This window comes from Promicromonospora vindobonensis, from assembly GCF_042685865.1.
Lineage (GTDB): Bacteria > Actinomycetota > Actinomycetes > Actinomycetales > Cellulomonadaceae > Promicromonospora > Promicromonospora vindobonensis.
In genome coordinates, this window is the sequence record NZ_JBHUOG010000002.1 from 483,748 (window position 1) to 494,947 (window position 11,200).

Annotated in this window: 10 protein-coding genes; 2 read left to right on the forward strand and 8 right to left on the reverse strand. The window is 72.3% G+C overall.

Annotated elements, in window-relative coordinates:
• Positions 1–49 precede the first annotated feature (49 nt).
• Both ACFS27_RS15410 and ACFS27_RS15415 read right to left on the reverse strand, forming a co-directional pair.
• Complete coding sequence (locus ACFS27_RS15410; protein WP_377184514.1) at positions 50–3,310, reverse strand: family 78 glycoside hydrolase catalytic domain; 3,261 nt, start codon at positions 3,308–3,310, stop codon at positions 50–52.
• Between the two features lie 178 nt (positions 3,311–3,488).
• Positions 3,489–3,869, reverse strand: coding sequence for a winged helix-turn-helix transcriptional regulator (locus ACFS27_RS15415; protein WP_377184516.1), 381 nt, complete (start codon positions 3,867–3,869; stop codon positions 3,489–3,491).
• Between the two features lie 102 nt (positions 3,870–3,971).
• Between ACFS27_RS15415 and ACFS27_RS15420 the strand changes: the two genes are divergently transcribed.
• Complete coding sequence (locus ACFS27_RS15420; RefSeq protein ID WP_377184518.1) at positions 3,972–4,433, forward strand: RidA family protein; 462 nt, start codon at positions 3,972–3,974, stop codon at positions 4,431–4,433.
• Between the two features lie 87 nt (positions 4,434–4,520).
• Here the strand turns inward: ACFS27_RS15420 and ACFS27_RS15425 are convergent, their stop codons facing one another.
• Positions 4,521–5,123: a response regulator gene (locus ACFS27_RS15425; protein ID WP_377184520.1), complete on the reverse strand. Its 603-nt coding sequence runs from the start codon at positions 5,121–5,123 to the stop codon at positions 4,521–4,523.
• Positions 5,120–6,334, reverse strand: a complete 1,215-nt coding sequence (locus tag ACFS27_RS15430; RefSeq protein ID WP_377184522.1) for a sensor histidine kinase — start codon at positions 6,332–6,334, stop codon at positions 5,120–5,122. The genes ACFS27_RS15425 and ACFS27_RS15430 overlap by 4 nt, the downstream gene beginning before the upstream one ends.
• Before the next feature lie 156 nt (positions 6,335–6,490).
• Here ACFS27_RS15430 and ACFS27_RS15435 point away from each other — a divergent pair, with 156 nt between their 5' ends.
• Positions 6,491–7,048, forward strand: coding sequence for a small multidrug efflux protein (locus ACFS27_RS15435; RefSeq protein ID WP_377184524.1), 558 nt, complete (start codon positions 6,491–6,493; stop codon positions 7,046–7,048).
• Here ACFS27_RS15435 and ACFS27_RS15440 read toward each other — a convergent pair.
• From ACFS27_RS15440 to ACFS27_RS15455, 4 genes are read right to left on the reverse strand one after another with little or no spacing between them, the layout of a single operon-like run.
• Entirely contained in the window at positions 7,032–8,261 is a 1,230-nt protein-coding gene (locus ACFS27_RS15440) for an MFS transporter (RefSeq protein WP_377184526.1), read from the reverse strand. The genes ACFS27_RS15435 and ACFS27_RS15440 overlap by 17 nt on opposite strands.
• Positions 8,258–9,268: an ABC transporter substrate-binding protein gene (locus ACFS27_RS15445; RefSeq protein ID WP_377184528.1), complete on the reverse strand. Its 1,011-nt coding sequence runs from the start codon at positions 9,266–9,268 to the stop codon at positions 8,258–8,260. The genes ACFS27_RS15440 and ACFS27_RS15445 overlap by 4 nt, the downstream gene beginning before the upstream one ends.
• Positions 9,265–10,098, reverse strand: a complete 834-nt coding sequence (locus tag ACFS27_RS15450) for an ABC transporter ATP-binding protein (protein ID WP_377184530.1) — start codon at positions 10,096–10,098, stop codon at positions 9,265–9,267. Before ACFS27_RS15450 ends, ACFS27_RS15445 begins: the two co-directional genes overlap by 4 nt.
• Entirely contained in the window at positions 10,095–11,174 is a 1,080-nt protein-coding gene (locus ACFS27_RS15455) for a FecCD family ABC transporter permease (protein WP_377184532.1), read from the reverse strand. Before ACFS27_RS15455 ends, ACFS27_RS15450 begins: the two co-directional genes overlap by 4 nt.
• Positions 11,175–11,200: the final 26 nt, after the last annotated feature.

Here is an 11,200-nt window from a genome sequence, read left to right on the forward strand (position 1 = left end):
CCGTCGGCGTGTCGCGTGCATCCTGTAGGGGTCGTCGGGCTCGGCGGCGCTACGCCACGAAGGTGTACCGGCCGGACCCGACCCGCACGAGGACGGCGCCGTCCTGGACGGACACCCCCGTGACGCCCTCCGCGTTCGCCAGCGGACGGCCCTGCTCGGTGACGGCGTCTGGATCACCGGTCGGCAGGCGCACCGTGGCCGTCGCCCCGACGGGGACGGCCACGGTGAGCCGGAGCCGTCCGCCCGTGCGCCGCCACTCGCTGGCGACCGTGCCGAACGGCGTCCGCGTGGCCACCTTGGCCCAGTCCAGGTGCTCGGTGACCGCCGGGGCGATCGTGATGTCCCGGTAGCCGGTCTCCGCCGACGCCTGGATGCCGCCGACGTGCTGGTAGAGCCAGTCGTCCACCGTGCCGAGGAAGTAGTGCCCGTAGGAGCGTGCCTCCAGCGACCAGTGCTCCCACATCGAGGTGGCGCCGTTCTCGATCATGTAGCCCCAGCTCGGGTAGCTGGTCTGCACGGCGAGCTCGTAGGCCACGTCGGCATGCCCGTGCTGGGTCAGCACGGGCAGCAGCCACTTGGTGCCGAGCACTCCCGTGTTGAGCGTGGTGCCCTTCGCCCGCACGTCGGCGACGATGCTCTCGACCACCCGCTGCGTCGTCGCGGTGTCGGGCGCGAGCCCGAAGGCCACGGCGAGCACGTTGTGCGTCTGCCGGTATCCCCGGTCCCCGTCGCCGCGGTAGTGGCCCGCGCCGCGGTCGAGGAAGGTCTCGTTGAACGCGGCCTTGATCGTGGCGGCGTTCCGTGCGAAGTGCTCGACGTCGGCCGCCTTGCCGAGGAACCCTGCGCTGCGCCGCATGGAGGTGGTCATGGCGTAGAGGAACGCGGTGGCGGAGACCCGGAGGTCCTCCGGCGCGTTGCCGCCAGCGGGGCTCGCCTCAGGGCTGACCCAGTCGCCGAGCCGCGCGTCGGGGACGATGCCGCCCGTGGACCGCTCGAACTCCAGGTCGACGTACGTCTTCATCCCGTCGTAGTACTCGGTCAGCACGCGCCGGTCGCCGCCGTACTGGTAGAGCCACCAGGGGATCATCACGTAGGCCGCGTGCCACGGCGGGCACACGCCCCACTCGCCCCAGTCGCCGGAGCTGGGCGCGATGACCAGCGGCCGGCCCTGGGCGTCCCGGGTCTCGTGCACGTCGCGCAGCCACTTGGCGAACAGCTCGTGCACGTCGAGGTTCATCAGGAACATCTCCGCGCCGACGGCGGCGTCGCCGGTCCAGCCGTTCTTCTCGAACATCGGCGTGTCGGTGGGGATGCCGTGGATGTTGTTCTTCAGCGTGTCGACGACGGCGCGGTGGGTCCGGTTCATGATCTCGCTGGAGCTGTCGAACGTCCCGGTCTCCTCAGCGGCCGTGTGCACCACCTGCGCGGTGAACGCCGACAGCGGGGGCGGGCCGTCCTGCGGCCACCCGGTGACCTCGATGTACTGGAAGCCCTTGTAGGAGAAGCACGGCTCCCACGTCTCCGGCTCCCCGGTCCCGGCCAGGGTGAAGCGGTCCGTCTGGAAACCGGCCTGGAACCCGCCGTTGTTGCTCATGTTGACGCGCCCGCCGGCGGTGAGCTTCTCGCCGTGGGCGGCCCGGACCGTCGCCCCGGCGGGACCGGTCGCGGTGTACCTGACCCATCCCGCGAGCACCCGCGGGAACTTCACCACGTAGACGCCCGGCTCCGGCTCGGTGACGTCGACGGCGGGCAGCGACTCCATCAGCTTGATCGGCTGCTGGCGCTGGTTGACCAGGACGCCCTGCGGGCCGTCTGCCACCGACGCGGCCGTCCACCCGCCGTCGTCGAACCCGACCGTGTCCCAGCCGGGCAGGGTCCGGCGCGCGTCGTACGCCTCGCCGCCGTACAGGTCGTCGAACACCGTCGGCCCGTCGTGGACGAGCCAGCTCGCGTCAGTGGTCACGCGTTCCACGGCGCCACCGGAGTACTGCAGGTGCAGCACCGCGCGCACCACGGGCTCGTCGTGCCACGGCGGCGCCTGCCACCGCCACACGTTGCCCCCGGTCATCCCGTAGAAGCCGCGGCCGAGCTCGATGCCGAGGGCGTTGCGGCCCCGCCGCAGCTTCCGTGTCACGTCGACAGCGGTGTACTGGACGGTGTCGTCGTAGTCCGTGAACCCGGGCGAGAGCACGTGGTCGTCGGCAGGCCTGCCGTTCAGCGACACGTTCGCGTACCCGCCCGCGGCCAGGTAGAGAGTGGCGCGCTCCAGGCGTGGTCCGACCTCGAGCTCCTTCCGGAGCAGCGGCGCAGGCAGCGGCTGCAGCGAAGGCAGCCGCACGCCGCTGCCCCACGGCCCGGAACCGTAGGGCACGATCTCGGCGGCCTGGTCCCAGCCGGAGTCGTCGAGGTCCGGCCGCGCGAAGTCTGCCGGGAACTGGGTCGCGGCCGTCCAGTCGCTCCCGGTCGTGTGGGTCGACGTGGTCCCGTCGGAGTACGTCAGGCGCACGACGGCGAGCACCGCCCCCGCGCTGACCGCGTCGTTCGTCCCGCGCACGGCGACGACGGTCCTACCACCGGACACGTCCGCCTCGTAGAACCGCGATCCTTGCCAACCGTTGTCGGCCGGCTCGGTCCCGCCGATCTCGGTGCCGTCCACCCAGAGCGTGAAGGAGTCGTCGGCCGTGATCAGGATCTCCGCCCGCGTGGCGGACAGGGCGCCAGGGGCGGCCTGGGTGAGCCGGAACGCCCGGTCCTGGTCGGGCAGCCGGCCCTCCGCCGCCCAGATCCACGAGGCACCGTCGAACCTCAGGTCGGTGACCTGGTCGGGGCGGCGCTCGTTGCCGATCCACTCGGCGCCGGCCCAGTCGCCCTCCGCGTACAGCCCGGTGCGGAAGTCCGACGTCGTCGTGCTGGTCCCGTGCGTGGTCGCTACGTCCACCCGCCAGGTGTAGTCCGTGGCGGCGCGCAGCTGGGGCCCCTCGTACTCGACGTTCGCCGACTCGCGGGACGGCACGACGCCGCTGTCCCACACCTCGCGGGCGCCCGGTCCACGGGTGCTGACCCGCACCCGGTAGGACTCCTGCTCGACACCACGCCGGTTCGACTCGACGGTCCACGAGAACCGGGGGCGGTCGACGTCGATGCCGAGCGGGCTGGTCTTCTTCTCGACGAGCGGGTCGTCCAACCGCACGGCACCGATGCTGCCGTGCCGAGGTGCCGCCGCCGCGGTGGTGGCGGTGCCGACGGGTAGCGCGGCGGCGGTGGACGCGACGCCGGCGGTCTTCAGGAACAGTCTGCGGTCCAGGGTCATGGCGCCTCCAGGCATATGCGATCGTCATCGATCGTCCGGGTTGAGAGAGTTGCTCCATTGCATCGTTTCAACCAGCCGTCGTCAGTGTAGGGGTCACCCTGCACCGGCGGCCAGGCCCAGTTCCGCCGTCGGCCGGAAAGTGCTCGTGCGTCTCCGTGGCCCGGCCCGCCAGGCGGTCTCAGGTGTCGAACTGGTGGCGTGCCGACTCGATGTGCTCCATGTTGTGCCGGGTCCACTCGCACATCAGGTCGACCGTGGCCCGTAGCCCCAGGCCGGGACCGGTCAGCCGGTACTCGACCCGTGGCGGGACCGTCGGGTGCACCGTGCGCTGGACCAGACCGTTGCGCTCCATCATGCGCAGGTTCTGGGTCAGCATCTTGTGGCTGATGCCCTCCAGCGCATCGCGCAGCTCGCTGAACCGCAGCGTCTCGGTCCCCAGCGTCTCGATGATCAGCAGGGCCCACTTGTTGGCCACGTCCGAGAAGATCTCGCGGGCCAGCGTGCCCGCGCGCATGATGTCGTCGTCCCGGGCCGGCTCGCTGAGCTGTGTGGTCACCATCAGGTTCCTCCGTCACCAAAAAGTGCGTTCTTCCGCCGCGATCATAACTCTCCTATGGTTCCTGAGTAACCGAAAGTGACCACGAGCCAAGGAGACACCATCATGACCGCCACACAGGCCACCGTTCAGCAGGGCACCGCACGTCCAGAGTTCTTCGTGACGCCGGGCTACGGCGACCACATGCTCGAGGTGATGCACTACAGCCAGGCTCTCCGCGTCGGAGACCGCGTCGAGATATCGGGCCAGGGCGGCTGGGACGACGACGTGAGGTTCCCGGAGTCGCTCGAGGAGGAGATCGTCCGTGCCTTCGACAACGTCGAGCGGACCCTCGCGACCGCCGGCGCGACCTGGAGCGACGTCGTGCACGTCAACTCGTACCACGTGCCAGAGGTTCCTGGCTTCATCGGGGAGACGCACGGCCGCGTGATGGTCGAGCAGCTCCGCGCGCGGATGGGCGACCGCGCACCGATCTGGACCCAGCTCGGCGTCTCCGCGCTCGGAGCGCCGGGGATGCGGGTCGAGATCCGCGTGACCGCGATCGTCGAACCGGCGCAGCCCGCCTGACGCGGGAGGACGGCCCGCCCGGTGAGCCGCTGGTGCGCCGGGCAGGGCCGTCGGTCTGCCGGGCCGTCCCCTGTGCCTCCGTCCGCGTCAGATCCAGCCGCGTTCCTCCGCGAGCAGCACCGCCGCCTGCCGGGTGTCGACCGTCAGCTTTCCCAGCACGGTCGAGACGTGGTTGCGCACCGTGCCGGGGGCGAGCGACAGGGTGCGCGCGATCTGCCGCGTCGTCTCGCCGTGCCGGCCGGCGCGCAGCACGTCGAGCTCGCGATCGGTCAGCGGCGAGCGTTCGTCGCTCAGGGCGTCGGCCGCGAGCTCCGGATCGATGTACCGTCCGCCCGCCGCCACGCGCCGGATGACGGACGCGACCTCGTCGGCGCCGCGGGACTTGGGCAGGAACCCTGCGGCGCCCGCAGCGAGGGCGCGGCGGAGGACACCTGGCCGGGCGTGGCGGGTGACGATCACGCACCGGGTGGCGACCGTGCGGTTCAGCCTTTCGGTGACCTGCACGCCGTCGAGCTGCGGCATCTCGAGGTCGAGCAGGCAGACATCCGGCGTGAGCCGCTCGGCGGCGGCGACGGCCTCCGCGCCGTCGGCGCACTCCGCCACGATCTCGATATCCGCTTCCAGGCGCAGCAGCGCGGCCAGGGCGGAGCGGATCATCCCCTCGTCATCGGCGAGCAGCACCCGGATCATCCGCGATCCCCTTCCCCGGCAGGAACCGTGACGATCACGGTGAACGTCTCGTCGTCGTGGCGCACCTCGACGTCCCCGCCGGCCTCGGCCGCCCGCCGCCCGACACCCGCCAGGCCAGAGCCGCCGGTGTTCGCCGGTACGTCCCTGCCGGCGTCGTTCGCGATCTCGTAGCGCCACGACCGGTCCGAGCGGGTGAGGGAGAGGCGTGCCCAGCCGCCGCTGCCGTGGCGCAGCACGTTCGTCGTGGTCTCGCGGATGACCGGTCCGAGTGCGGAGGCCGGTGCCGCGGACGCATCCGGATCCACCGCGGCCTCGGCCTTCATGCCCCCGGCACGCAGCAGGTCCACCGCGTTGGCGAGCTCGTCCCGCAGCGGGACGGAGCGGAAGCGGGTGGCCAGGTCGCGTGTTCCCTGCCGCGCGTCGTCCACGCTGGCGCGTGCGGCGCGCAGCTGCTCCATGCCCTCCGCGGGGTCCGCCGGCATGAGCCGCTCGGCGAGCTCCAGCTGGAGGGCGATGACCTGCAGGTGGTGGCCCTGCAGGTCATGCACGTCCGTGGCGAGCCGGAGCCGCTCCTGGGTCGCCGCGAGCTTCGCCTCCGAGGTGCGGGCTCTGTCGAGCGCGACGAGCACGTCCCACCACCACAGCGAGGAGACGGTGACGACAGGAAGTGCGGCCGACAGGAAGACGAGCTGCAGCAAGCTCGCGTCGGTGCCGGCTCCGAGGATGGTCTGGGCGTCGATCACCGACAGGGCGACGAGCAGAGCGGTCACGGCCAGCACCACGCGGAAGCGCACCCCAGGGGGCCAGTTCAGGAGCATGACCACCTGGATCGCGGGCAGGGCACCCAGCACCCAGATCCCGGTGACGCCGCCGGCCGCGAGCCCGTAGACCGCGCCGACCAGCAGTGGCGCCAGGTGACGCCGCCAGACCAGTAGCGGCGCAGCATCCGTCCGATGCCGGTAGTCGGCCAGGGGAAGCAGGGTCGCGACGCACCACAGCAGCCCGCCGATGCCGATGACGGAGACCGCGCGGCTGCTGAAGCCCTCTTCGGCGAGGGCGCTCACCGCCAGCAGGACGACGATCAGCTCGAAGACCACGACCGCAAGCGCCACATACCACCAGGTCGCGCTGATGCTCCAGGTGAGCCGCAGGGCGCTGCGGGCTTCGGCGGCCGCGGACGCGGCGGCGGCGCGCTCGGGCTGGCTGCTCATCCGCCCAGGTTACGGGCATGACACATGTCATGGCTGCGCCAGGCGAAGGGCCCGGGAAGCGGTGACAGGCCGGCACTTCTGGGCTGCGCGTCCGAGCGGTGGAATGGATGCAGCGCCGAGGACCAACCTCGACGCCGACAACCACAGGAGCACACCATGGACCTCGTCGGAACCCTCCAGGACCTCGTCGGGCAGGTGCCCGAGCTCGTCCAGCCGCTCATCGTCGCCGTCGCGGGCGCCATCCCCTTCATCGAGGGCGAGGGCGGCGTCGCGATCGGCATCCTCGGCGGCATCAACCCGGTCGTCGCCGCGATCGCCGCGATGGTCGGCAACTTCGTCGTCGTGGCCGCGCTCGTGCTGCTCGGCTCCGGTGCGCGCAACGCCGTCGTGACCCGGCACCGGGCGAAGGCAGCCACGCGTGCCGGAGCGGCGTCCGGTGGCGAGACCGTCCTGATGACCGCGCCGGGCGAGGGCGCTGAGGACTCGCGGAGCGCCGCGCGCAGGGCGAAGTTCCAGCGCGCCTACGAGCGCTACGGAGTGCCGGGCGTGAGCCTGCTCGGCCCGCTGCTGCTGCCCACGCACTTCACTGCCACGATGCTCGCTGCCTCCGGCGTGGGCAAGGCCCGCATCCTGATCTGGCAGGCGGTCGCGATCATCGGCTGGACGACGGTCACCGCCGTCATCATCAGCGGGGTCCTCAACGCCGTCGCCTGACGCGCAGCGTTGCCGGGCGAACCAGCGCCATGGCGAGTGCGGTCGGCACGGCGAGCGCGGCGGCAAGCCCCACGTCGCCGGCGACCGACAGGCCCGCGCCGCCGAGCGCTGCGCCGACGAAGACGCCAAGACTCATGCCGGCAGCCTGCAGGCTGAAGGTGGTCGGGGCGAGCGGCCCGGCGCGGTGGGCGACCAGGCTCGTCACCGTCGCGCCGACCACGGCGTGGCTGAAGCCCATGACCGCCGTCGAGGCCAGGGCGGCGGGCAGCGAAGGGACGAGGAAGACCGTCAGCACGGCGACCAGGCCGCCGCCCAGTCCCGCGAGCAGCAGGACCGGAGAACGGCGTCCGGCGGCTGGTCCGTCCTCGCGGGCCCAGCGGCCCGCCAGGAAGCCGCCGACGAAGAAGGACGCACCGCTGAGGGTCCACACCAGGGTGAACGTCCCCGCGTCCAGCTCGAACCTGTCGTGATAGGCCGCCGCCAGAAAGGCGAGGTAGCCCATGAACGACGTGGTGCGCAGGGCCGCGATGCCGACGAGGGCGAGCAGGTCGGACCGGGCGCGCAGGAGCCCGAACGCCTGCCGGTAGCTCGGTGCGGGGGTCGCCTCGGCGGTCCGGCGACCCGGGCGCAGGAGGAAGAGCAGGGCCACCAGCGCGGCGAGCGCTGCGGTGGCCCACAGCGCGCCCTGCCAGCCCCGCCAGGCGGCGAGGCCGCCGACGACCGGGCCGGCCAGGACGGCGGCGAGGGTCGTCGACGAGGTGACGAGGGTCGCGGCGCGTCCGCCGTCGCCCCGGTCGGTGAACTGCGACGTCGCCAGGGCGAGCAGTGCGGGCGTCAGAGCAGCGGTGGCGACCCCGATGCCGAGGCAGAACGCCACCAGGGCGGCGAAGCTGCCCGTGGTGGCAGCGATGCTGCTCAGGGTCAGCAGCGCGAGCGCCCCGGCCACCGTCCGGTCGCGCGGCCAGCGGCCCAGCAGCGGAGCGAGCGCGACGCCGGTGAGCAGGGCCGCGATCCCGCCCAGGCCGCGCAGGGTCCCGACGGCGGCGACGTCGGAGTGCGCAGCGTCGGCGATCGGCACCAGAAAGGTGGAGTAGACGGTGAACGGGAACAGGCTCACCACGCCCGCCAGCATCGCCGGCCAGATCAGGCGGACGATCCGGTGATCAGGGGTGTGCCGTGGCAGGGGAGCCGCCGTGGCGTCGGCCCGCCTCACCGGCCTGCCGCGCGGTCGCGCAGGTAGGCGCCGAACTTCTCCACGCCGTCGATGTTGCGCGGGCTGGAGATGCCCTCGTTGTAGTCGAGGACGAAGAAGGCGTCGTCCCGCACGGCGGGCAGCTCGGCGGTGACGGGGTTGTCCTTGAGGAACTGGATCTTGTCCTGCGCCCGCTGGTCGCCGTAGTCGAGGATCATGATGACCTCCGGCTGCGCCTCGACGACGGACTCCCAGGTGACCTCGGTCCAGCGCTCGTCGAGGTCCCCGAAGACGTTCTCGCCCCCGGCGAACCGGATGATGTCGTCGGGCGGGACCTGGGCGCCGGCGGTGAAGGGCTTGTCGGTGCCGGAGTCGTACAGGAAGACGGGCACCGGATCGCCGTCGGGTGCCTGCTCCTGGACGGCGGCGACGCGCTCCCGGTAGTCCGTGACCAGCGCGGCAGCGCGGTCCTCGACGCCGAAGATCTGCCCGAGCCGCTCCAGGTCGGTGTAGAGCCCGTCGAACGGTGAGTGCCGCTCGGGGAAGACTGGATAGCCGTAGCAGGACTCGGCGTGCATGAAGGTCTGGATGCCGAGCCCGTCGAGGATCTCCGGAGTGATGCCCCGCTCGTCGGAGAATCCGGAGCCCCAGCCCGCCACCACGAGGTCGGCGTCGGCGTCGACCACCAGCTCCCGGTTGAGGAGGTCCTGCGAGAGCAGCTCGACCTCCTCGTACTCGGCCGCCCACGGCGACTCGCTCACCGGCGGGTTGGCGGGCGGCATCACGTACCCGTGCACATGGTCCGTCAGACCGAGCGCGAACATCTTGTCGGCGCTGCCGCCCTCGTAGACGACGGCGCGCTCGGGAACGGTGTACTCGACCGGCTCGGCACAGCGACGCACCGTGGTGGTCGTGGCGTCGTCGGCGCCGGACGTCGGCTCGACCTGTGCGCCGCACGCGGTCAGGAGCGCGATCGCGGCGAGGGCCGGCAGCGGAGCGACGCGGCGGGCTCGGGTGGTGACTCTCATGTGGGGTTTCCTTCCAGGGCGGGGCGAGGGGCGGCCGGACCGGACGCCTCGCCGGGCGGGGGGACGTCGAGGGAGAACAGGACCTGGGGGTCACCGGTCAACGGGTGCTCCGTCACGGTGACGTCCACGCCGTAGACCTGGGCGATGCGCTCGGGGGTCAGGACCTGAGCGGGTGTTCCGGCGGCGACGAGCCTGCCGTCCGCGAGCAGGCCCAGCCGGTCGCACGCTGCGGCGGCGAGGTTGAGGTCGTGCAGCACCACCACGACCGTGAGGTTCGTGGCCCGCAGGTGGCTGAGCAGCTCGATCTGGTGGCGCAGGTCGAGGTGGTTGGTCGGCTCGTCCAGGACCAGCACGCCGGGCTCCTGCACCAGCGCGCGGGCGAGCAGCACCCGCTGCCGCTCGCCGCCGGAGAGGCTCAGGATGCCGCGCGCGGCCAGGTGGGTGACGTCGGTCCGAGCCATCGCCGACCGGCACAGCTCGTGCTCGTGCTCGGTGAGCCGGCTGTTCCCGCGCTGGTGGGGGACCCGGCCCAGCGCCACGACGTCGGCGACGGTGAGATCCAGGTCGGCGGTGCCGTCCTGGGTCAGGGCGGCGACCCGGCGCGCGCTCTCGCGCGCGGTCAGCCGGGCCAGGTCGTCGCCGCCGACCCGGACGACCCCGCCGGACGGCCTCAGCGCCCGGTAGACGCAGCGCAGCGCGGTGGACTTCCCGGACCCGTTGGGGCCGACCAGGCCGAAGACCTGCCCTGCGCCGACCTGGAGGTCGAGGGCGTGGACGATCTCGACACCGGCGAGCCTCGCGGACAGCTTGTCGAGAGTCAGGTCGGTCATGAGGTGCCTCCGAACACGTACTGGCGGCGACGCATCAGCACCAGGAACACCGGGACCCCGATCAGGGCGGTCAGTACGCCGAGCGGCAGCTCCCGCGGGGCGACGAGCGTGCGGGCGAGCAGGTCGACCCACACCATGAGGACCGCACCGAGCAGCGGTGCGACGACCAGCACCCGGGCATGGCGCGCTCCGACGAGCATCCGGGTCACGTGCGGCACCACCAGCCCCGCGAACCCGATCGCGCCGCTGGCGGCGACCATCGCGCCGGTCATCACGGCGGTGACGGCGAAGAGCACGTGTCGATGGCGCGCCGGGTCGACCCCCATCGACACGGCGGTCTCGTCACCGAGGCTCAGCACGTCGAGGGTCCGGCCGAAGCGGTGCAGGGCGATCGACCCGGCGACCACGACCGCCGCGACGGCGGGGAGCACACCCCAGGTCGCGGCGCCGAACGAGCCCATGGACCAGAACAGCAGGGTGCTGGTGGCCTCGTTCCCGGGGACGACGTAGATGAGCACGCTCATCACGGCCTGGAACCCGAACGACAGCGCGACGCCGGTCAGCACCAGCCGGAGGGGCGTGGTGCCGTTCCGGGCGTAGGCGATCGCGAAGACGAGCACCGTGGCCAGCATCGCGCCCGCGAAGGCGCCGATCGACGTGGCGTAGATGCCGAACCCGGCCAGGGCCCCCGCCGTCGAGACCGCCACGGCGCCGACGGCACCGCCCGACGAGATGCCGAGCACGAACGGGTCGGCCAGCGCGTTGCGGACCAACGACTGGACGGCGACACCGACCGTGCCCAGGCCGGCGCCGACCAGGACCGCGAGCAGCACCCTCGGGGTCCGGATCTGCCAGACGATCTGGTAGCGCGTGACGTCGTCGGCCGTGATGGTCCCGCCGGTCAGCGCCGCCCACAGGTACCGCACCGTGTCCGCGGGAGGTACCCCGGCGGAACCGATGCCGATCGCCGCGAGGGCGGACACGACGAGCAGGACGATCAGCGCAGCGGTCAGGACGGCGGCCCGGGGGCTGTGGCGGCGCAGGTCGCGCGGAGAGCGAGGGCGCGCGGGGTGCATCGAGGACCTCCGGTCGGACAAGCAGT